The following is a 21,197-nucleotide window of genomic DNA, read 5'->3' on the forward strand; positions in this document are numbered from 1 at the left end:
CAATGTTAGGCTCCTTGATTGTGACCACCTCCAGCACGACCCGCGCACCGCGCGGTCGCCGCGCGGCCAGGCCCTCGGGTGACGACCGCGAAGCGGCGATCCTCGAGACGGCGCGGCAGCTGCTGGAGACCAGGAAGTTCACCGACATATCGGTCGATGACCTGGCCAAAGGCGCCGGGATCTCCCGGCCGACGTTCTACTTCTATTTCCCGTCCAAGGAAGCGGTCGTGCTGTCGTTGCTCGATCCGATGATCAAGCGCGCGGACACCGGTTTCGACGGTGCGTTGGAGGACATGCCCGCGGATCCCAGACAGGCGATCCGCCGGGGGATCGAGATTTTCTTCAGCTCATTCGGGTCGCACCCGGCCACCGCAAGGGCGGGAGCCGAAGCGCTCGACACCATTCCCGAGATCCGCGAATTCTGGTCCGGGCTGATGCAGAAGTGGATCGCCCTGACCGCCGCTCTGATCACCGCCGAACGGCAACGCGGCGCCGCCCCGGACACCATTCCCGCGATGGACCTCGCGACCTCGCTCAACCTGATGAACGAACGCACGATATTGGCGGCGCTCCGCACCGAACAACCCGCTGTCGAATACGACAAGGTGGTCGACACCCTCGCCCACATCTGGCTGACCAGCATCTACGGCGAGGCCCGCTAGCTCGTCCGCCACCTATGCGAACATATGTTCGTGTCCGGCGGTCCAACCCAGCAGGCGGCCATCCTGCACGCTGATCTCGATTCGTTCTACGCATCCGTCGAGCAGCGCGATGATCCGGCCCTGCGCGGCCGCCCGGTGATCGTCGGCGGCGGCGTGGTGCTGGCGGCCAGTTACGAGGCCAAGGCGTTCGGGGTGCGCACGGCGATGGGCGGCGGCCAGGCCCGGGCGCTGTGCCCGCAGGCCGTGGTGGTGCCGCCGCGCATGTCCGCCTATTCAGAGGCCAGCCGGCATGTGTTCGAGGTGTTCCACGACACGACGCCGGTGGTCGAGCCGCTGTCGGTGGACGAGGCGTTTCTCGACGTGTCCGGCCTGGGCCGGGTGTCGGGCACCCCGGTGGAGATCGCCCGGAGGCTGCGGGAGCAGGTCAGCGAGCAGGTGGGGCTGCCCATCACCGTCGGCATCGCCCGGACCAAGTTCCTGGCCAAGGTGGCCAGCCAGGTGGCCAAGCCGGACGGCCTGCTGCTGGTCCCGCCGGACCGCGAATTGGCGTTCCTGTATCCGCTGCCGGTGCGCCGGCTGTGGGGTGTGGGCGCCAAGACCGCCGAGAAGCTGCATGCCCACGGGCTCGAAACCGTCGCCGATGTGGCCGAACTCCCCGAGTCGGCTTTGCGCCCCATGGTCGGCGGAGCAATGGCACGGCAGCTGTATGCGTTGTCACGCAACATCGATCGCCGCCGGGTGACGACGGGGGTGCGGCGCAGCTCCGTCGGCGCCCAACGGGCCCTCGGGCGACGCGGCAACACGATGTCGGCCGCGGAGGTGGACGTGGTGGTGGTCAACCTCGTCGACCGGATCACCCGCCGCATGCGGGGCGCCGGACGCACCGGGCGCACCGTCGTATTGCGTTTGCGCTTCGATGATTTCGGCCGGGCGACACGCTCGCACACCCTGCCCCGGGCCACCGCGTCGACCGATGCGATCCTGGCAGCCGCCCGCGCATTGGTGACGGCCGCGGCACCGGTGATCGCCGAGCGCGGGCTGACCCTGATCGGATTCGCGGTGTCCAACATCGACCACCAGGGCAGCCAGCAATTGGAATTGCCGTTCGATTCAGAGCCCGATCCGGTCGCGATCGACGGCGCCATCGACGAGGTGCGTCAGCGGTTCGGCAACGCGATGTTGACCCGGGGCGTGCTGGTCGGCCGCGATCCCGGCCTGGAGATGCCGACGCTGCCTTACTAGAAGAACTGCGCTGCAACGAATCCCGCGAGCAACACGACGAACCCGCCGATCTCACCGGCAATGAGGGCGATCATCCCGGCGTGCAGTGTCGCGGTGGGCTTCTCGAACTGGTTGGTGGTGTCACGTTTGGCGCCGTGCTCGATGTAGGCGGCGATCGCGACGACGAAGAACAGCACGAGAACCATGGCCGCGGTGAGGTTCACCCAGGTGGGCCAGGCGCTGAGCTCGACGAACACTGCCACCAGCAGTGTCGCGAAGGAGTACAGCAGGGCGGCCCGGTGGGCGATGTCGACGTACGGGTGGGCCAGGTGGTTCTCACTGGTGGCCATCTGCCGGTACTTCCACACCCCCAGCACCAGCGCCAGCAGGAAGATCAGGCCGGCGGCCAGCAGGGTTATGACGGTGTCGATGCCGAGTTCCGCGTGCATCGCGTGAGCTTAGTCCGAGCTCTCAGCGTGAGGTCCAGTCGAGAAGCCGGTCGGCGGGCCAGGTGTTGACGATCCGTTCGATCGGCACCTGCGCGTCCAGGGCCCGCTGGGCTCCGTAGCCGAGGAACTCGAGCTGCCCGGGCGCGTGGGAGTCGGTGTCGATGCTGAACAAGCAGCCGATGTCGAGCGCGAGGTTGAGCAGGCGGGTCGGTGGGTCGCGCCGCTCGGGCCGGGAGTTGATCTCGACGGCGGTGTCGTGGTCGAGGCAGGCGGCGAACACCTTCTCGGCGTCGAATTTCGACTCCGGCCGCATGCCGCGCCCGCCGGTGACCAGGCGGCCGGTGCAGTGCCCCAACACGTCGGTGTGCGGGTTCGACACGGCTTTGACCATCCGCCGGGTCATCGCCGCCGAGTCCATGGCCAACTTGGAGTGCACGCTGGCCACCACCACGTCGAGGCGTTCCAGCAGCTCGGGTTCCTGGTCCAGCGAGCCGTCTTCGAGGATGTCCACCTCGATCCCGGTGAGGATGCGCATGGGTGCGACAAGTTCGCGGATCTCCTCGATGACGTCGAGCTGCTCGCGTAGTCGTTCGGCCGACAGCCCGTTGGCCACCCTGAGCCGAGGCGAGTGGTCGGTCAGCGCGCAGTACTCGTGGCCCAGGTCGCGCGCGGCAAGCATCATCTCCTCGATCGGGGCGGACCCGTCTGACCAGTTCGAGTGCACATGCAGGTCGCCGCGCAACGCCGCACGGACCTCGCCGCCACCGAGATCTTCGGCCGCCGAACGCAATTCGACGAGAGTGTCGGGTTCCCGTCCGGCCCATGCCTGGGCGATCACCTTCGCGGTCTTGGGCCCGACCCCGGGCAACGACTGCCAGCTGTTCGACGCGCCCAGCCGTTCTCGCTGGGCATCGGTCAATGCCTCGACGACATCGGCGGCGTTGCGGTAGGCCATCACCCGCCGCGGGTCTTCCCGCGCGCGGTCTTTGTAGTACGCGATCTGACGCAGTGCGGTCACCGGATCCATCGGCTGCTCAGCAGTCGCCCGGTCGCGCCGCGCAGTGTGGCGTGGTGCCCGGGAACCGATAGCGGTGGTTCGCCACCCAGCGGTACGCGGCATTCTGCAGCTGACGCATTCCGGGAATCCGGTACACGCCCAACGGGATCCGGCTGCCCATCCCGGCCGAGAGCGCCGCGTTGATCGCTTCGGCGCCGCGGTACACATCGCCCGACGAGTCCCGCCACCAGGCCGCTTCGGTGAGCTGATCGGCGGTCACGCCGAGCTGCTCGGCGGTACCGGGCCGCTGAAACGGCTCGATGTGCAGGTCTCCCGTGCGCTGTCGCCGCATCAGGGAGTTGACGCTGCGCGTGCACATCCCGCAGTTGCCGTCGAAGTACAGGACACCGCTCATACCTTCAGTGTGCCCAGCATTTGCGATGACGTACAGTGGATTGCGAAATCGTTCAATCCATAAATCCGTCAGGCAAGCATTGTGATCAGAACCGTGGCCGGCACGTTCAGCCGCCTGCTGCCTCATCGCGACGACTACACCGAGCTGCCCCGCTCGTGGCGGCGGGACATCCTCGCCGGCGTGACGGTCGGCGTGGTGGCCCTGCCGTTGGCGTTGGCGTTCGGGATCAGTTCGGGGGTCGGCGCTGCCGCCGGCCTGGTCACGGCCGTGGTGGCGGGCCTGGTCGCCGCCGTGTTCGGCGGGTCGCATGTGCAGGTGTCCGGGCCGACGGGTGCGATGGCGGTGGTGCTCGCGCCGATCGTCGCGCAGCACGGGCTCGGCAGCATCGCGTTGGTGACGGTGGTGGCCGGCCTGGTGGTGCTGGCGGCCGGGGCCACCGGTCTCGGCCGGGCGGTGACGTTCATCCCGTGGCCGGTGATCGAGGGGTTCACCCTGGGCATCGCGGCGATCATCTTCCTGCAGCAGGTGCCCGCCGCGTTCGCGCAGCAGGCCCCGGCCGGCGAGCGCACGTTGCCCGCCGCGTTCAGCGTCGTCGCTCAGGCCGACTGGACGTCCGCGGCGAAAACCCTTGGGGTGGTTGCTGTTGTCGCGCTGTTGATGATCGTGCTCCCCCGCTTGCACCGCGCGATCCCCGAGTCGCTCACCGCCGTCATCGTGGTCACGGTTCTGGTCAGCACCCTGCACATCCCGGTCGCCGCGATCGGCGAACTGCCGTCGCACCTGCCTGCCCCGCTGCTACCCCACGCCGACCTCGGCGCGTTGCGCACCCTCCTGGGCGCGGCACTGGCCATCGCCGCGCTGGCCGCCATCGAATCGCTGCTCTCCGCGCGGGTCGCGGCGACCATGTCGCCGACGGGACCGTACGACCCGGACCGCGAGCTGGTGGGCCAGGGCCTGGCCTCGGTTGCCTCCGGGGTCTTCGGCGGCATGCCCGCCACGGGCGCGATCGCCCGCACCGCGGTCAACGTCCGGTCCGGCGCCAGGACGCGGGTGGCAGCGATCGTTCACTCGCTCGTTCTGCTCGGCGTGGTGTACCTGGCGACAGGACCGGTGTCGACCATTCCGCTCGCCGCACTGGCCGGGGTGCTGATGGTGACGTCGTTCCGGATGATCTCGGCAGCCACGATCCGGAAGATCCTGCACTCCACCCGATCCGACGCGTTGACGTTCACCCTGACCGCCGCCGTCACGGTGTGCTTCGACCTGATCGAGGCCGTCGAGATCGGTGTCGTCGTCGCCGCGTTCTTCGCGTTGCGTTCGGTGGCGCGGCGCAGCAGCGTCGTCCGCGAGGAACTTCCGGGCCCGCCGCATCCCGGCGACGATCAGATCGCGTTGCTGCGCCTCGACGGCGCCATGTTCTTCGGTGCGGCCGAACGTATTTCGAGTGCCATCGTGGACGCCGAGCATCCGCACACGTCCGTCGTCATCATCCGGATGTCGCAACTGGGCATGCTCGACGCCACCGGCGCCCACACCCTCGCCGAGATCGCGACCGAGCTGGAGTCGCGCGGTATCACGGTGATCATCAAGGGCGTTCGACCCGAACACGCCGAGTTGCTGGCCAACGTCGGCGTGTTCGAGTCACTACGACACGAGAACCATCTGCTCGATTCGCTCGACGACGCGATCGAGCATGCCCGCTCGCACGTCAGCTGACGGTGCGGATCAGCTTCTTGTTCACGAACTCGTCCATGCCGAACTTGCCGAGCTCGCGGCCGAAGCCGGACCGCTTGACGCCGCCGAACGGCAGTTCGGCCCCCTCGGCTCCGACCGCGTTCACGAACACCATGCCCGCGTCGATGCGGTCGGCCACCCGTGCGGCCTGATCGGCATCGGTGGTGAATACGTAGGAACCCAGCCCGAACGGGGTGTCGTTGGCGATTTCGACGGCTTCGTCCTCCGAGCCGGCCTTGTAGACCACCGCGACCGGGCCGAACAGCTCCTGCCGGTAGGCGTCGTTGTCCTCGGTGACACCGGTCAGCACTGCCGGCGGGTAGAAGGCACCACGACGCTCACCGGCGGACGTCAGCTCGGCACCCTGGTCGACGGCGGCCTTGACCTGCTGTTCGAGCCGCTCAGCGGCCAATTCCGAAGACAGCGGGGCGATTCCGTCGGCGGCGGCCAGCAGCTTCTCGGTGAACTTGGCCAGGAAGTCGTCGTAGAGGTTCTCGGCGACGATGAAACGCTTGGCCGCGTTGCAGGCCTGGCCGGTGTTCTCCATCCGGCCTTCGACCGCGGCCTGCACGGTCGCGTCGAGGTCATCGGTGGACAGCACGATGAACGGGTCGGAGCCACCGAGTTCGAGCACGCACTTCTTGAGGTTGCGTCCGGCGATCTCGGCCACCGCGGCTCCCGCGCGCTCGGAACCGGTCAGCGACACCGCCGCCACGCGGGGGTCGGCGATGATCTCGGCGACCTGATCGTTGGTGGCCCGGATGTCGACGTAGGCGCCCTGCGGCAGTCCGGCCTCGAGGAAGATCAGCTGCAGCAGCTCGGCGGATTCGGGGCATTGCGGAGCGTGCTTGAGCAGAATTGTGTTGCCCACGATCAGGTTTGGGCCGGCGAACCGGGCGACCTGGTAGTACGGGTAGTTCCACGGCATGATGCCGAGCAGGACACCGACCGGGCCACGCTTGACCACAGCGGTGCCCTCACCCTCGAGCAGGGCGATCTCCTCGTCGGCGAGGAACTTCTCGGCGTTGTCCGCGTAGTACTGGTAGATGGCGGCGCTGAAGTCGACCTCGCCCAGGGCCTGGTCGCGCGGCTTGCCCATCTCCCGGACGATGACATCGGCGAGCTGCTCGCGACGCTGCTCGTGCAGGGCGGCGACCTTACCGATGAGCGCGGCCCGCTCGGCGACAGTTGTGGTGCGGGCCCAGGTGCGGCCGGTCTTGGCGGCGGCCTCGATCGCAGCCTGGATCTCGGCGTCGGTCGAGGTCGGGTAGGTGGCGACCACCTCGGCGGTCGCCGGATCGGTGACTGCGTACTCGCTCATGTTCACTCCAAGATGGATCAGATCGGGGGATTTCGTATATTTCCGTGCCCGAGACTACCGATTGCGGCGTCAAAATGGCACCAAAGATACGGAATCAGCATGACCGGCAGTGCCCAGGAATGATTCCCCGGACCGGACTAGTTTGTGATGGCGTGCGCTTCGCCTTCAAAACATCCCCGCAGAACACAACTTGGGCCGACATGCTTGCCATCTGGAAAGCTGCCGACAAGATCGACGTCTTCGAATCCGGCTGGACGTTCGACCACTTCTATCCGATCTTCTCCGACTCGTCCGGCCCCTGTCTCGAGGGCTGGACGACGCTGACCGCCCTGGCGCAGGCCACTGAGCGGTTGCGTGTCGGCGTACTCGTCACCGGTATCCACTACCGCCATCCCGCCGTCCTGGCGAACATGGCCTCAGCGCTCGACATCGTCTCCAACGGTCGCCTGGAACTGGGCATCGGCGCCGGCTGGAACGAGGAGGAATCCGGCGCCTACGGCATCGAACTGGGTTCGATCAAGGAGCGCTTCGACCGGTTCGAGGAGGCCTGCCAGGTCCTGAAGGGACTGCTGACGCAGGAGACGACGACGTTCGACGGCAAGTTCTACCAGCTCAAGGACGCCCGCAACGAGCCCAAGGGCCCGCAGCAGCCGCATCCGCCGTTCTGCATCGGCGGTAGCGGCGAGAAGCGGACCCTGCGCATCACCGCGCAGTACGCCGACCACTGGAACTTCGTCGGCGGGCCGCCCGAGGAGTTCGCCCGCAAGCGCGATGTGCTGGCCGCGCACTGCGCCGACATCGGTCGTGACCCCAAGGAGATCACCCTGTCGGCACACGTCCGCCTCGGCGAGGACCGCGACTACCAGAAGGTGGTCGACGAGGCCGCCGCCCTGGGCGCCGAGGGTCTGGATCTGGCAATCATCTACCTGCCGCCGCCCTACGATCCGGCCGTGCTGGAACCGCTGGCGGAAGCGATCAGGGATTCCGGTCAGCTCAGTCGCTGACACATATAGCTACGCCCTCGGATCGGCGCTGTCGCGTCGGTTCGAGGGCGTTGTGCTTCGTTGCGGATACGCGTCAGACGCCGAAGCGAAGTAGCTCGTCTGCCGTGGCCAGGCGTTCGTTCTTGGCCGGAAACTCACGGCTCTTCATCGGATGACGGAACAATGACCAGGCAATACGACCCATCCGTGACCGGCTGATCGGATTGATGTACACGGTGATCACTCCTGCGAATATCTGGTTGCTGTACCCGTAGTTCCACGTTACCGCAGCACTCTCACTACGTCATTAGATACCCGATATCCGGCAAACAGTGCGAGGCACGCCGCAAAAGAATCTGATGTTTCCCGTGTTACCAATGAGGCAAATGTGGCATTCGGATGACTCTTAGAAGAGATCTGGATCACTTTTTGACGCCACTTATGACTGTGATGCAGCCCACATCAGTTAATTAAGGGCACTCTCAAAAACGGGCCTGAGTGCGGCCCAACTCCTCGTCGAGGAACTCCGGCGGGTAGTCGTCGAGGTCCACGGTGTCCAAGCAGAACGGGTCGGGTTCGTCGCTCCGCGGCGGCGCGCTCAGCCGCAACCAGCTCACTGCCACGGCCATGAAGCACAGGAAAGTCAGTGGGTACCAGCCGCTCGCGAGCTGGCCGACCCAGAACCGCCGCAGGTCCAGGTAATTCCAGTACACGCCGCTGAAGTACATGGTGCTGTGGTTGCGGCCCGGACGGTGCAGGGTCCACATGAACACCATCGCGTACAGGCCCGCTGCCCGGTACATCCAGCCGCGTGCCCACATGCCTTGCATCGTGCAGGCTTTCGCGACCAGCCAGAACACCGCGGGGGCAAACCACACCCAGTGCGCCGCCCAACTGAACGGCGATACCGCGCACCCGGTCAGGCCCACCAGGACCACCGCCAACGCACGTTCCCCCCGGCGGTGCGCCCAGGTCGCCGCGGCGAGACCGGCGGCAAGCACCAACAGGCTTACCACGATCCACAGCCACTCCGGCCGCGGGCTCGGCGCGAAGTACCGGGCGAGAAATCCGTTGATCGACTGGTTGGCCAGGTGCTCGATGCTGCTGATGTGCGCGGTGTCCCCGAGGTGACTCCAGAACCAGGCGCTATCTCGCGGTAGGAGCGGCCAGGTGAAAGCGACGGTCGCCGCGAAAGTCAGTGCGGCAGTGGCCGAGGCGCGCCACTGCCGGGTGAACAGCAGGTACGGCAGGAAGATCAGCGGCGTGAGCTTGATACCCGCCGCGATACCCAGACCGATCCCCCGCCACCGGGCGTCGGTGGGTCGCAACAGGTCGAGCACGACGACCGCCATCAGCAGGATGTTGATCTGACCCCACCAGAGCGTGGCCTGCACCGGTTCGATCTCGACCACGATCACCGCGAGCGCAGCGCACATCACCGCGAGCCGCAGGCCGGCACAGATGCCGGCCAACCGCAGGACGCGCCACGCGATGAGCGCCAGGGCGCCGATCGACACAGCCAGCAGAACGTACTTGGCGCCGTCGAAACCGAGCCAGGCGAACGGCGCAAGGATGAACGTCGCGAACGGCGGGTAGACGTACCAAGCCCCACGCAGCGCCGGCTCCTGGTACAGACTCCGGCCGTCCCAGGAGGCATGTACCGCAGCGCGATACGTGTCCAGGTCGAAGTTGTTCTCGGTCAAGCCAAAGAAGTGTGTGCTGAACGGCACCAGCTGGTTGTGCACCAGCAGTGCCAGCACAGCCACCAAGACTGCACCTGAGACGACGCGACGTCGCAGCCTCATACTCGTCAGGCGGGGTATCCGAGCGCCCGGCGAATCGCCAATGCCTGGTCGAGGGACGGCTCTTCCGGCGTCCCCGACAACGTCAGGTACCGACCGCCGTCACCCACCTCGATGTGTACTTCCTCCGGCACGAGGGAGGTGTCCAATGGGACGTCGTCGCGGATGTACGTCATCCAGCCGACGCGTACCTGCTGGGGCTTCTTATGCCGTTGCGCCTTGTGAAAGGCGTATGTACACACTGACACGTACTCCGGCTCCCACGCGGCGACCAGAGCGACGAGGTAGTCACGCACCAACTGCTGCTCATCGGGAGCGTCTCCCACGGCCGGGTCGAGGCCCAAGAGAATATGGTTCCGGAGCGCACGCGGCCCCGAGAACCCGCACCGGGCATAGTAGGAAAAGAGCGGGCCACCGGCCGCCACCACCGGTTCGTCCAGCCGCTCCCGCACGAATTCGAGATCGAACCCGGGCGCGGTCCGAGGACCCTCGTTGATACGCTCCGTCACGAGCCTGACCGCATCGATGATCGCGTCGAGGTCATCGGCGGGCACGGGCTGCAGGCGTAACACACCTTCTGGGTACAGCTGCAGCGACCACGGCGAATACACCCCCGGCGCCTGAGGAAACGCCCGCCACGAACGTTGCATCCGTTCGGCCGACTCACGGATCGACTCCAGGCGGTCCCCCCAAGACCCGATGAAATCCAACGTCATTTCGTCATCCTCGAATCATGCAGGCGGCACATGCTCGACGTTTATCACGTCGCCATAACCGCGTTTAGCCACCATTCTCTCAATCGCCTCGGCGACTCTCGGCTCAGCTACTCTCCACTCCACCTCTTTGCCTGCCTGCCGCGCGGCGTCAACTTGGCGTCGGAGCTGGTCTTCGATGTCCTTCCCAGCCCCGAACCGCGTATCGAAATCGCCATCCTTATCCAGGAACTTCTCATATCCCGGGCCCTTGGCTTCGATCAGCAGGCCGTCGCCATCGTTGGCTTCCTTGTCCCAGCCATCGAACTTGACGGGGTTCTCACCCTCACGCGGCACTTCGTACTCGGTGCCGGCCGGAGCGCCGGATACCTGCTCCTCGTAGGCCTTCGCCCGTTCAGACATGCCGTTGCGATTGGCCTCGATCCATTCGCCCGGGCCCCCGTCGGACTTGACGTCCGACGGCATGATGTCGATGAGATCGCCCAGATCGACGGCCGGAAAGTGCTCCGCGGTGAAGGCCAAGATCGCCGCGAACGTGACGATTCCCGCGGCCAGCGCCGCCAGCAGAGCCAGATCGGCGGCCGCGATGACGACCGGCACGAAGGTCTTCATGTCACCCGCGCCGTAACTCAGGGCGGTGGCCTGACGAAGGTTCCCGGCCAAAGCGGCGTCCTGGCTGCCGAACTGGGCAAGCAGCGTTTTCATCTGGAGTGAGTTGCGCGCCGCCAGCTGCCGAATCTGCATGGCGGCGACAGGACTCTTCCGCGCCAGCTGATCCAGCGGACCGCCGGCTCGCACACTGACCGTGCCATCGTCAAACACGTCCCAGCCCTGTTGCTTCAGCTGCGCGACGTTGTCGACGATCGTCTTCCGCGTCGCCCCTAGCTGGTTTCCTCCGTCCCGCAACGCGGTCTGCGTTCGGGTCAGAGTGTCGTGCAACTTCTGCTGACGGACCGTCGTCTCGTCCGCCGAACGCACCGCAGCGTCTGCGGATGAACCTTCCCAGGCGTTTCGCAGCTTGCTCACGACGCCACGATGCGAATCCATTTGGGCGGCCACGGCCGTAGCCGCCCGTCCCATGTTGGCGGCCTCCGCGACAAGCTGCTCGGGCCGGGATGCTTCCACGACGCTGATCGTGACCGACGTGCCGCCGGTGGTCGATGTTGCAGGCACGTGCGCTCAGACAGTCTCGTAGCGGACCGGTCCGGCGAACTTGCCCAATGCCTCGGCAGCCGCGCTGTCGGTCTTCTCGTACTCTGTGGCCGCACTGCTCAACTTCGTCGCATACTGCGACATTTCGGTGCTCAACAGGTCTCTGGCCGTCTCGAGCACCGTCTCACACTGACTGCATGCCGCAGCGGACTGGAGACCCGCGAGGGCCGCGGCGCTCGCCGCCAGTGGTTGCCCCACTGTCAATGCCGCCAACTCTGAAGAGAGAGTTTCCTCCTGCTGCGCCGACGTGGTCAGCACAGGCGGATTCACTTTGAGTGTCGGCGTCACTCAGCAATTTTAATCGGCCTCCGATGGAGGCCGATTCACCAATTCAGCGCTGTGGCGCTGCCGTCGGCTTGATCACCGCAGGCAGGGCGGTCTTGCCCATCAGGTAGCGGTCGACGCCTGCGGCAGCGGCCCGGCCCTCGGCGATGGCCCACACGATCAGCGACTGTCCGCGCCCCATGTCGCCGGCAACGAACACGCCGGGCACCGAGGTCTGGAAGTTGTTGTCGCGGGACACGTTTCCGCGGTCGGTCAGCTCGACACCCAGCTTGGTGAGCAGACCTTCCTTCTCGGGCCCGACGAATCCCATTGCGAGCAGCACCAAGTCGGCCTTGAGTTCGAAGTCGGTCCCTTCGACCTTCTCGAACTTGCCTGCGTTCATCTTGACCTCGTGGGCACGCAGGCCGGTCACGCGACCGTCGGCACCGGTGAATTCCTCGGTGTTGACCGAGAACACGCGCTCGCCGCCCTCTTCGTGGGCCGAGGACACGCGGAACATCAGCGGGTAGGTCGGCCACGGGGTCGAGTCGGCACGGGTCTCGGGCGGCCGCGGCATGATCTCGAACTGGTGGATGCTGGCCGCGCCCTGACGGTGCGAGGTGCCCAGGCAGTCTGCGCCGGTGTCGCCACCGCCGATGATGATGACGTGCTTGTCCTTGGCGGTGATCGGCGGCTGGCCGTTCTCGTCGAGGACGTCGTCGCCGAGCTGGACGCGGTTGGCCCAGGGCAGGAACTCCATGGCCTGGTGGATGCCGTCGAGCTCGCGGCCCGGGATCGGCAGGTCACGCCATGCGGTGGCACCGCCGGCCAGGACGACCGCGTCGTAGTTCAGCCGCAGCTGCGCGACGGTGATGTCGACGCCGACGTTGACGCCGGGACGGAACTGGGTGCCTTCGGCCGCCATCTGCTCGAGACGCCGGTCGATGTGGCGCTTTTCCATCTTGAACTCGGGGATGCCGTAGCGCAGCAGGCCGCCGATGCGGTCGGCACGCTCGAACACCGTGACGGTGTGGCCGGCCCGGGTCAGCTGCTGGGCGGCGGCCAGTCCGGCCGGTCCGGACCCGACGACGGCGACCTTCTTGCCGGTCTGCACGTCGGGCATCTTGGGGACGACCCAGCCCTGGTCGAAGGCGTTGTCGATGATCTCGACCTCGACCTGCTTGATGGTCACCGGGTCCTGGTTGATGCCGAGGACACAGGAGGCCTCACACGGGGCGGGGCACAGCCGGCCGGTGAACTCCGGGAAGTTGTTGGTGGCGTGCAGCCGCTCGATCGCGTCGCGCCACCGGTCCTTGTAGACCAGGTCGTTCCACTCGGGAATCAGGTTCCCCAGCGGGCAACCGTTGTGGCAGAACGGGATACCGCAGTCCATGCATCGTGATGCCTGGTCCTGCAGCTTGTCGTGGGAGAAGTCCTCGTAGACCTCTTTCCAGTCCTTCAGGCGCAGCGGAACCGGCCTGCGGGTCGGAAGCTCCTTGGAGGTGTGCTTGAGGAAACCGCGCGGATCAGCCATTGGCGGCCGCCATGATCGCGTCGTTGATGTTCTCGCCGGCCTTTTCGGCCTCGGCGATCGCGGCCAGCACACGCTTGTAGTCGCGCGGCATGACCTTCACAAAGTGCTTCAACTCGTTTTCCCAATCAGACAGGACCCGTTGTCCCACAGCCGAATCGGTTGCGTCGACATGGGCGGCAATGAAGTCGCGCAGCCAGGCCGAGTCAGACTCCTCCAGCGCTTCCAGCTCCACCATCTCGGTGTTCAGGTTCTCGCCCAGCACACCGGCCGGGTCGTAGACGTAGGCGACACCGCCGGACATACCCGCCGCGAAGTTGCGGCCGGTGGGCCCGAGGATGACGACCTTGCCGCCGGTCATGTACTCGCAGCCGTGGTCGCCGACACCCTCGACGACCGCGTGGGCGCCGGAGTTACGAACCGCGAACCGCTCGCCGACCTGGCCGCGCAGGAACGCCTCGCCGCTGGTGGCGCCGAACAGCGCAACGTTGCCGGCGATGATGTTGTCCTCGGCGGCGAAGTCCGCCGGCGCTTCGTCGGCCGGGCGGACCACGATGCGGCCACCCGACAGACCCTTACCGACATAGTCGTTGGCGTCGCCGTACACCCGCAGTGTGATGCCCTTGGGCACGAAGGCACCGAAGCTGTTGCCTGCCGACCCGTCGAACGTGATGTCGATGGTGCCGTCCGGAAGCCCCTGCCCGCCATAGGCCTTGGTGACCTCGTGGCCGAGCATGGTGCCCACCGTGCGGTTGACGTTGGTGATCTTGGCGGAGAACCGGACCGGTGAACCGCTGTCCAGTGCCTCACGGCTCTGCGTGATCAGCTGCTGATCCAGCGCCTTGTCCAGGCCGTGGTCCTGACGCGAGCTGCAGTACAGGTCCTGGTTCATGAACGCCGACTCAGGCTCGTACAGCACCGGCGTCAGGTCCAGCTTGTGGGCCTTCCAGTGCGCGGCGGCCTTGGTGGTGTCCAGCGCGCCGACCTGGCCGACCATCTCGTTGACGGTGCGGAAGCCCAACTGCGCCATGAGTTCACGTACTTCTTCGGCGATGAACATGAAGAAGTTCTCGACGAACTCGGGCTTGCCGTTGAACCGCTCGCGCAGCACCGGGTTCTGGGTGGCCACACCCACCGGGCAGGTGTCGAGGTGGCAGACGCGCATCATGATGCAGCCCGAAACCACCAGCGGCGCAGTGGCGAAACCGAATTCCTCGGCGCCCAGCAGCGCGGCGATCACCACGTCGCGGCCGGTCTTGAGCTGACCGTCGACCTGGACCACGATGCGGTCGCGCAGGCCGTTGAGCAGCAGGGTCTGCTGCGTCTCGGCCAGGCCCAGCTCCCACGGCGCACCGGCGTGCTTCATCGAGGTGAGCGGGGTGGCGCCGGTGCCGCCGTCGTGGCCGGAGATCAGCACCACGTCGGCATGCGCCTTGGACACGCCTGCGGCCACCGTGCCGACACCGTTCTCGGACACCAGCTTGACGTGCACGCGGGCGGCCGGGTTGGCGTTCTTCAGGTCGTGGATCAGCTGCGCCAGATCCTCGATCGAGTAGATGTCGTGGTGCGGCGGCGGCGAGATCAGGCCGACACCCGGGGTCGAGTGCCGCACCTCGGCCACCCACGGGTACACCTTGTGTCCCGGAAGCTGGCCGCCCTCACCAGGTTTCGCACCCTGGGCCATCTTGATCTGGATGTCGGAGCAGTTGGTCAGGTAGTGGCTGGTGACACCGAACCGGCCGGAGGCCACCTGCTTGATGGCGCTGCGGCGCCAGTCGCCGTTCTCCTCCGGCTCGAACCGGTTGACGCTCTCGCCGCCCTCACCCGAGTTCGACCGGGCGCCAAGGCGGTTCATTGCGATGGCCAGGGTCTCGTGTGCCTCGGCCGAGATCGAGCCGTAGCTCATGGCGCCGGTGGAGAAGCGCTTGACGATCTCGGAGGCCGGCTCGACCTCGTCGATCGAGATCGGCTTGCGGAGACCGTCCTTGAACTTGAGCAGGCCGCGCAGCGAGGCCATCCGCTCACTCTGGTCGTCGACCAGCGCGGTGTACTCCTTGAAGATCGAGTACTGGCCGGTGCGGGTGGAGTGCTGCAGCTTGAACACCGTGTCCGGGTTGAACAGGTGGTACTCGCCCTCACGGCGCCACTGGTACTCGCCGCCGACCTCGAGCTCGCGGTGGGCGCGCTCGTCGGGGCGGTCCAGGTAGGCCAGCGAGTGGCGGGCGGCGACGTCGGCGGCGATGTCGTCGAGGTCGATACCGCCCACCGGGCAGCTCAGCCCGGTGAAGTACTGGTCGAGCACCTCCTGGGAGACGCCGATGGCCTGGAACAGCTGGGCGCCGGTGTAGGACGCCAGGGTGGAGATGCCCATCTTGGACATCACCTTGAGCACGCCCTTGCCTGCGGCCTTGACGTAGTTGGCCTTGGCCTTGTCGCTGCTGATCCCGGCGATCACGCCGCGGTCGACCATGTCCTCGATGGACTCGAAGGCCATGTACGGGTTGATCGCGGCGGCACCGAAGCCGCACAGCATGGCCATGTGGTGCACCTCGCGGGCGTCACCGGCCTCGACCACCAGGCCGACCTTGGTGCGGGTGCGCTCGCGGACCAGGTGGTGGTGCACGGCCGCGACGGACAGCAGCGACGGGATCGGCGCCATGGTCTCGTTGGACTCGCGGTCGGACAGCACGATGATGCGGGCACCCTCGCGGATGGCCTCGGACACCTTGGCGCGGACGTTGTCCAGCGCTTCTTTGAGGCCCTGGCCGCCCCGGTTGACCGGGTACAGGCAGCGGATCACCGCGGCACGCATGCCGTGCTTGTGGCCGCGGACCTCATGGTCGGGATCGACGCAGATCAGCTTGGACAGGTCGGCGTTGCGCAGGATCGGCTGCGGGAGCACGATCTGCCGGCACGAATCCGGACCGGGGTTGAGCAGGTCGCCTTCGGGTCCGATGACGCCCTGCAGGCTGGTGACCACCTCTTCGCGGATGGCGTCCAGCGGCGGGTTGGTGACCTGGGCGAACAGCTGCTGGAAGTAGTCGAACAGCATCCGCGGACGGGCCGAGAGGATGGCCACCGGGGTGTCGGTGCCCATCGAACCCAGGGCCTCGGCACCGGTGCGGGCCATCGGCGCCACCAGCAGGTTCAGTTCCTCGTAGGTGTAGCCGAAGATCTGCTGGCGCAGCACCACGCGGTGGTGCGGCATCCGCACGTAGTCACCGGGCGGCAGCTCGTCGAGCGGGAACAGGCCCGCCTCGATCCATTCCTGGTAGGGCTGCTCGCTGGCCAGCTGAGCCTTGATCTCCTCGTCGGAGACGATGCGGCCCTGAGCGGTGTCCACCAGGAACATCCGGCCGGGCTGCAGGCGCAGCTTCTGGACGACAGTGGACGGGTCGAGCGGCAGCACGCCGGCTTCGGACGCCATCACGACGAGGCCGTCTTCGGTGACCCAGATGCGGGAGGGGCGCAGGCCGTTGCGGTCCAGCACGGCGCCGATCACGGTGCCGTCGGTGAAGCACACCGACGCCGGCCCGTCCCAGGGCTCCATCAGCGAGTCGTGGAACTCGTAGAACGCCCGGCGAGCGGGGTCCATCGACTCGTGGCGCTCCCAGGCCTCGGGGATCATCATCAGCACGGCGTGCGGCAGGCTGCGGCCACCGAGGTGCAGCAGCTCGAGCACCTCGTCGAAACGCGCGGTGTCGGACGCGCCGGGGGTACAGACGGGGACGATCTTGTCGAGCCCGTCGGTGCCGAACACGTCGGTGCGGATCAGCGCCTCACGGGCGCGCATCCAGTTCTCGTTGCCGGTGACGGTGTTGATCTCGCCGTTGTGGGCGATCCGCCGGAACGGGTGGGCCAGCGGCCAGGACGGGAACGTGTTGGTGGAGAAGCGGGAGTGCACGATGCCCAGCGCGCTGGTCATCCGCTCGTCCTGCAGGTCCAGGTAGAACGCCTTGAGCTGCGGGGTGGTCAGCATGCCCTTGTAGACGAAGGTCTGACCGGACAGGCTCGGGAAGTACACGGTCTCGCGGCCGGGGCCGTCCTGGCCCGGTCCCTTGGTGCCCAGCTCGTGCTCGGCCCGCTTGCGGATCACGTAGGCCTTGCGCTCCAGGTCCATGCCGGAGGCGCCGCCGATGAACAACTGCCGGAAGGTCGGCATGGCGTCGCGGGCCAGTGCACCGAGCGAGGAGTCGTCGGTGGGCACCTCACGCCAGCCCAGCACCTGCAGGCCCTCGGCCTCGACGATCTTCTCGACAGCTTCCGCGGCCGCGGCGGCATCGCGTGACGACTGCGGCAGGAACGCCATACCGGTGGCGTAGCTGCCGGGTTCCGGGAGCTGGAAGTCGACGACTTCCCGCAGGAACGAATCGGGGACCTGCAGCAGAATGCCTGCGCCGTCGCCGGTGTTCGGCTCGGCACCCTGGGCACCGCGGTGCTCCAGGTTCACCAGTGCCGTGATGGCCTTGTCCACGATGTCTCGGCTGCGGCGACCGTGAATGTCTGCCACCATTGCCACACCGCACGCATCATGTTCGTATGCGGGGTTGTACAGCCCGACCTTGCTGGGCGCCATTCCCACCTTGCCCTTCAACACGCTTCTACGAAGAAGCCGGCTCGGCGTGGGTGGCCTCCGTGCAGCACTGGACGACGGCTATGTCCCACACGCCATAAGTGGAGAAAACGATAAGGCAACTACCGTGGCAGATGCCAACTTAGCTAAGCCTAACGATACTCCGCTGGTGACATTTACCCGTGCGCACAGCTCTGCCGCGATGATGTCGAATCACATTGCAGCCCTTGCCATTTCACACATTCCCAACAGGGGGACCCCCGCCCCCCATCTGGGCCTACCGTCACCTCAAACCTCTATGCAGTTTGCTATCGGCACATAAATACGTCGTTATAATGCCGTTATCGGAGTCTATAGCATTTGCGGGAAAGCTTAGTCAGATTCTTAGATTTGCATCGTCAACGTCCCGAGGCCTGCACAGCGCTGCGCACGCCGGCCTCGGGTCGCAGGTCGAGGCGACGTAGCGACTGCGCATTGAGTGCCACGACAACCGTCGACGCTGACATCAATATCGCTCCGACCGACATCGGCATTACAAAGCCCAGCGGAGCGGCCACCCCGGCAGCCAACGGGACCGAGATCAGGTTGTAACCCGCTGCCCACCAAAGGTTCTGCTTCATCTTGCGGTAGGACTGCCGGGAGAGCTCGATCACCGAGAGCACCGATCGCGGATCGGAGCTGGCGAGGATGACGCCGGCCGAGGCGATCGCGACATCGGTACCCGCGCCGATCGCGATGCCGACGTCCGCGGCGGCCAGCGCCGGCGCATCGTTGACGCCGTCACCGACCATGGCCACGGTCAGGCCCTCGTGCTGCAACTCGGCCACCTTCGCGGCCTTGTCTTCGGGGCGCACACCGGCGAAAACCCGGTCAATCCCCAGCTCAGCGGCCACCGCCGAGGCCACCGGAGCGGCATCGCCAGTGATCATCACCACTTCGACACCCAGAGCGTGCAGGGCGTCGACGGCTTCGCGGGATTCCGGCCGGATCTCGTCGGCCAGTGCCAGCGCCCCGGCCACCTCACCGTCGATCAGAACGTGCAGCACGGTGGCGCCGTCCCACCCAGCGGTGTCCGGCAGGGCGTCGTGCCCGGCCTGGTCGAGCAGCGCCGGTCCACCGACCTGGACCCGCCGTCCACCGACCAGAGCGCTCACGCCCACTGCGGGTGAGGAACTGAAGTCGGTCGCCGCCGCGATATCGAGGCCGCGATGTTGCGCCGCCGCGACGATGGCGCGGGCCAGCGGGTGCTCGGAATCCGCCTCTGCTGCCGCGGCCAGCGCCAGCACGTCGTTCTCGGTGCCGTCTGTGGCCGCCACCGCGGTCACGGCCGGCTCACCCTTGGTGAGCGTGCCGGTCTTGTCGAACAGCACCGCCCCGACCGTGCGCATGGTCTCCAGCGCAAGACGATCCTTGATCAGCACGCCGCCCCTGGCGGCCCGCTCGGTCGCGATGGACACCACCAGCGGTATCGCCAGCCCGAGGGCATGGGGGCACGCGATGACCAGCACGGTGATCGTGCGGACCACCGCCTGATCAGGTTCGCCCAGCAGCGTCCACGCGAGTGCCGTGAGCAGCGCCGATCCCAGCGCAAACCAGAACAGCCAGCCCGCGGCCCGGTCAGCCAGCCGCTGCGCCCGCGACGTGGAGTTCATCGCCTCGCCGACCAACCGCTGGATGCCGGCCAGTGCCGTGTCGTCACCGACGGCAGTCACCCGGATCCGCAGGCCGGAGTCGGTGGCGACGGTGCCCGCGACGACGTCGTCACCCAGGCTCCGGCGCACCGTCCGCGACTCCCCGGTCACCATCGACTCATCCATATCGGCCGCACCGTCGACGATGCGGCCGTCGACGGGCACGCTGCCCCCGGGGCGCACGATCACCAGGTCGCCGACCCGGAGATCGGACGGCGCCACGGTCACCACCTGTTCGGTGTCGCCGTCGCCCTCGACCCGTTCAGCCTCGTCCGGCAGCAGCGCGGCCAGGGAGTCGAGCGCGGAGGTGGTCTGGGCCAGCGACCGCATCTCGATCCAGTGACCGAGCAGCATGATCACGATCAGCAGCGCGAGCTCCCACCAGAAGTCGAGCTGGTGGTGCAGCACGCCGAGGCTCGCACCCCACGACGCGAGGAACGCGACGGTGATGGCCAGGCCGATCAGCAGCATCATTCCCGGTGCGCGCGAACGGATCTCGCTGATCGCGCCGGTGAGAAACGGTCGGCCACCCCAGAGGTACATCACGGTGCCGAGCACCGGGGAGATCCAGCGCGCGCCGGGGAAATCGGGGAGGTCGTAGCCGAGCAGCATCGCGAACATCGGTGACAGCGCGACCGTCGGCACGGCCAGCGCCGCCATGACCCAGAACAACCTTCGGAACTGGGCGACATGGTCGCCATGGCCGGCGTGTCCCGCGTGACCGGTGTGTTCGTGCTCGTGCATCGCGTGTTCGGTCGTGGTCATGTCGCCACTGTATACCCCTAGGGGGTATCTGGCCACCGTGATGGGCGTAACTGTTGACGGCGATGCACTATCCGCTGAATACCCCGCTGGGCCGCATGGATGTCCAGACCCTCGAAGAGGGCCCGGACCGCTGCGTGGCCTCCATCCCCGTGGGCGGTCTACTCAATCCGCTCACGCAGCTGCCGACGCTGGCCCCACTGGCGATGCTGGTCGACCACATCGGCGGCCTGGCCAACCACTACCGCCGCGGCGACGACGAGTGGACGGTGTCCAGCGAGCTGGCCATCGAACTCACCCCGCATGCCCTGGAGCTCGCCCTGGCAGCACCCGAGGTGCCCGTGGTGGCGACCGCCGTGCCCTTCGGGCCGAAGGGCACGGGGTCGTTGAGCCTGTCCGAGCTGACCCATGGCGGTCAGCTGATGGGCACGGCCACGGTGCGGTCGTTCCACATCCACACCCCGGGCCACGTCGTCGCATGGCCGTCCGACTCGACCGAGGGAACGCCGCCCGCGGCACTGAAAGACCGCATGTCGGTCGAGGTGGCCGAGACCGGCGGTCGGACCGCGGTATTGCGGCAGCTGCCGGATCCCGTCATCAACAACAGCATCGGCATCGTGCACGGCGGGGTGTCGGCCGCAGCACTCGAACTCGTGGGTTCCGCCGCATTGAGCGACGGCACGGGCGCCCCTTGGCGTACCGCCTCACTGCGGGTCAACTATCTGCGCCAGTTCCGCGGCGGTGACGAATCCCGTTATGAGGCACGGACATTGCGTAGCGGGCGAAGCTCCGGGGTGGCCGATGCGCAGGCCATCGGCGACGACGGTGCGGTTGCACTGGTGGCCCGGTTGACCGCTTACCGCTGAG

At 67.0% G+C, this 21,197-nt stretch carries 17 protein-coding genes; 5 read left to right on the top strand and 12 right to left on the bottom strand.

Going from position 1 to position 21,197, the window contains the following annotated elements:
- Positions 1 to 20: 20 nt before the first annotated feature.
- Positions 21 to 662: a TetR/AcrR family transcriptional regulator gene (locus tag G6N57_RS04790; protein ID WP_077739512.1), complete on the top strand. Its 642-nt coding sequence runs from the start codon at positions 21 to 23 to the stop codon at positions 660 to 662.
- A gap of 24 nt (positions 663 to 686) precedes the next feature.
- Entirely contained in the window at positions 687 to 1,904 is a 1,218-nt protein-coding gene (gene dinB, locus G6N57_RS04795) for a DNA polymerase IV (protein ID WP_077739513.1), read from the top strand.
- On the opposite strand, the gene G6N57_RS04800 is transcribed toward dinB, so the two are convergent.
- From G6N57_RS04800 to G6N57_RS04810, 3 genes are read right to left on the bottom strand one after another with little or no spacing between them, the layout of a single operon-like run.
- Complete coding sequence (locus G6N57_RS04800) at positions 1,901 to 2,332, bottom strand: hypothetical protein (RefSeq protein ID WP_077739514.1); 432 nt, start codon at positions 2,330 to 2,332, stop codon at positions 1,901 to 1,903. The genes dinB and G6N57_RS04800 overlap by 4 nt on opposite strands.
- Before the next feature lie 22 nt (positions 2,333 to 2,354).
- Positions 2,355 to 3,359 (bottom strand): PHP domain-containing protein, encoded by a 1,005-nt coding sequence (locus G6N57_RS04805; RefSeq protein ID WP_077739515.1) that lies wholly within the window; start codon positions 3,357 to 3,359, stop codon positions 2,355 to 2,357.
- A gap of 7 nt (positions 3,360 to 3,366) precedes the next feature.
- Complete coding sequence (locus tag G6N57_RS04810) at positions 3,367 to 3,744, bottom strand: thiol-disulfide oxidoreductase DCC family protein (protein ID WP_077739516.1); 378 nt, start codon at positions 3,742 to 3,744, stop codon at positions 3,367 to 3,369.
- An 81-nt stretch (positions 3,745 to 3,825) separates the two neighbouring features.
- Between G6N57_RS04810 and G6N57_RS04815 the strand changes: the two genes are divergently transcribed.
- Complete coding sequence (locus G6N57_RS04815) at positions 3,826 to 5,460, top strand: SulP family inorganic anion transporter (protein ID WP_097926508.1); 1,635 nt, start codon at positions 3,826 to 3,828, stop codon at positions 5,458 to 5,460.
- Here the strand turns inward: G6N57_RS04815 and G6N57_RS04820 are convergent.
- Positions 5,453 to 6,799 carry an NAD-dependent succinate-semialdehyde dehydrogenase gene (locus G6N57_RS04820; RefSeq protein ID WP_077739518.1) on the bottom strand — a complete coding sequence of 449 codons (1,347 nt, stop codon included), beginning with the start codon at positions 6,797 to 6,799 and terminating at the stop codon, positions 5,453 to 5,455. The genes G6N57_RS04815 and G6N57_RS04820 overlap by 8 nt on opposite strands.
- A 152-nt stretch (positions 6,800 to 6,951) precedes the next feature.
- Here G6N57_RS04820 and G6N57_RS04825 point away from each other — a divergent pair, with 152 nt between their 5' ends.
- Complete coding sequence (locus G6N57_RS04825; RefSeq protein WP_077739519.1) at positions 6,952 to 7,803, top strand: LLM class F420-dependent oxidoreductase; 852 nt, start codon at positions 6,952 to 6,954, stop codon at positions 7,801 to 7,803.
- 73 nt (positions 7,804 to 7,876) lie between these two features.
- On the opposite strand, the gene G6N57_RS04830 is transcribed toward G6N57_RS04825, so the two are convergent.
- From G6N57_RS04830 to G6N57_RS04865, 8 genes are all read right to left on the bottom strand, one after another.
- Complete coding sequence (locus G6N57_RS04830) at positions 7,877 to 8,026, bottom strand: hypothetical protein (RefSeq protein ID WP_163646544.1); 150 nt, start codon at positions 8,024 to 8,026, stop codon at positions 7,877 to 7,879.
- A gap of 238 nt (positions 8,027 to 8,264) precedes the next feature.
- The gene (locus G6N57_RS04835) at positions 8,265 to 9,587 is read right to left on the bottom strand and encodes a glycosyltransferase family 87 protein (RefSeq protein WP_077739520.1); all 1,323 of its coding nucleotides are present in this window, start codon (positions 9,585 to 9,587) and stop codon (positions 8,265 to 8,267) included.
- Positions 9,588 to 9,592: 5 nt separating this feature from the next.
- Positions 9,593 to 10,300, bottom strand: coding sequence for an immunity 52 family protein (locus G6N57_RS04840; protein WP_077739521.1), 708 nt, complete (start codon positions 10,298 to 10,300; stop codon positions 9,593 to 9,595).
- Between the two features lie 15 nt (positions 10,301 to 10,315).
- Positions 10,316 to 11,470 carry a Tox-REase-5 domain-containing protein gene (locus G6N57_RS04845; RefSeq protein ID WP_077739522.1) on the bottom strand — a complete coding sequence of 385 codons (1,155 nt, stop codon included), beginning with the start codon at positions 11,468 to 11,470 and terminating at the stop codon, positions 10,316 to 10,318.
- A 6-nt stretch (positions 11,471 to 11,476) separates the two neighbouring features.
- Positions 11,477 to 11,797, bottom strand: coding sequence for a type VII secretion target (locus G6N57_RS04850; protein WP_077739523.1), 321 nt, complete (start codon positions 11,795 to 11,797; stop codon positions 11,477 to 11,479).
- A gap of 43 nt (positions 11,798 to 11,840) precedes the next feature.
- Positions 11,841 to 13,307, bottom strand: a complete 1,467-nt coding sequence (locus tag G6N57_RS04855; RefSeq protein ID WP_077739524.1) for a glutamate synthase subunit beta — start codon at positions 13,305 to 13,307, stop codon at positions 11,841 to 11,843.
- The gene (gene gltB, locus G6N57_RS04860) at positions 13,300 to 17,880 is read right to left on the bottom strand and encodes a glutamate synthase large subunit (protein WP_077741760.1); all 4,581 of its coding nucleotides are present in this window, start codon (positions 17,878 to 17,880) and stop codon (positions 13,300 to 13,302) included. The genes G6N57_RS04855 and gltB overlap by 8 nt, the downstream gene beginning before the upstream one ends.
- A 395-nt stretch (positions 17,881 to 18,275) precedes the next feature.
- On the bottom strand, positions 18,276 to 20,333 hold the full coding sequence (locus G6N57_RS04865; protein WP_077739525.1) for a heavy metal translocating P-type ATPase: 2,058 nt from the start codon (positions 20,331 to 20,333) through the stop codon (positions 18,276 to 18,278).
- A 62-nt stretch (positions 20,334 to 20,395) separates the two neighbouring features.
- Between G6N57_RS04865 and G6N57_RS04870 the strand changes: the two genes are divergently transcribed.
- Positions 20,396 to 21,196, top strand: a complete 801-nt coding sequence (locus G6N57_RS04870) for a PaaI family thioesterase (protein WP_077739526.1) — start codon at positions 20,396 to 20,398, stop codon at positions 21,194 to 21,196.
- The last annotated feature ends 1 nt before the right edge of the window (position 21,197 follow it).

The sequence above is a fragment of the Mycolicibacterium boenickei genome (genome assembly GCF_010731295.1).
GTDB lineage: Bacteria > Actinomycetota > Actinomycetes > Mycobacteriales > Mycobacteriaceae > Mycobacterium > Mycobacterium boenickei.

What these genes read in the sequence shown, in the direction of transcription:
- G6N57_RS04870 (WP_077739526.1), top strand. Translation starts at nt 20,396, where the DNA reads ATGCACTATCCGCTGAATACCCCGCTGGGCCGCATGGATGTCCAGACC.
- dinB (WP_077739513.1), top strand. Translation starts at nt 687, where the DNA reads ATGTTCGTGTCCGGCGGTCCAACCCAGCAGGCGGCCATCCTGCACGCT.
- G6N57_RS04865 (WP_077739525.1), bottom strand. Translation starts at nt 20,333, where the DNA reads ATGACCACGACCGAACACGCGATGCACGAGCACGAACACACCGGTCAC.
- gltB (WP_077741760.1), bottom strand. Translation starts at nt 17,880, where the DNA reads ATGGCGCCCAGCAAGGTCGGGCTGTACAACCCCGCATACGAACATGAT.
- G6N57_RS04840 (WP_077739521.1), bottom strand. Translation starts at nt 10,300, where the DNA reads ATGACGTTGGATTTCATCGGGTCTTGGGGGGACCGCCTGGAGTCGATC.
- G6N57_RS04810 (WP_077739516.1), bottom strand. Translation starts at nt 3,744, where the DNA reads ATGAGCGGTGTCCTGTACTTCGACGGCAACTGCGGGATGTGCACGCGC.
- G6N57_RS04805 (WP_077739515.1), bottom strand. Translation starts at nt 3,359, where the DNA reads ATGGATCCGGTGACCGCACTGCGTCAGATCGCGTACTACAAAGACCGC.
- G6N57_RS04855 (WP_077739524.1), bottom strand. Translation starts at nt 13,307, where the DNA reads ATGGCTGATCCGCGCGGTTTCCTCAAGCACACCTCCAAGGAGCTTCCG.
- G6N57_RS04835 (WP_077739520.1), bottom strand. Translation starts at nt 9,587, where the DNA reads ATGAGGCTGCGACGTCGCGTCGTCTCAGGTGCAGTCTTGGTGGCTGTG.
- G6N57_RS04800 (WP_077739514.1), bottom strand. Translation starts at nt 2,332, where the DNA reads ATGCACGCGGAACTCGGCATCGACACCGTCATAACCCTGCTGGCCGCC.
- G6N57_RS04820 (WP_077739518.1), bottom strand. Translation starts at nt 6,799, where the DNA reads ATGAGCGAGTACGCAGTCACCGATCCGGCGACCGCCGAGGTGGTCGCC.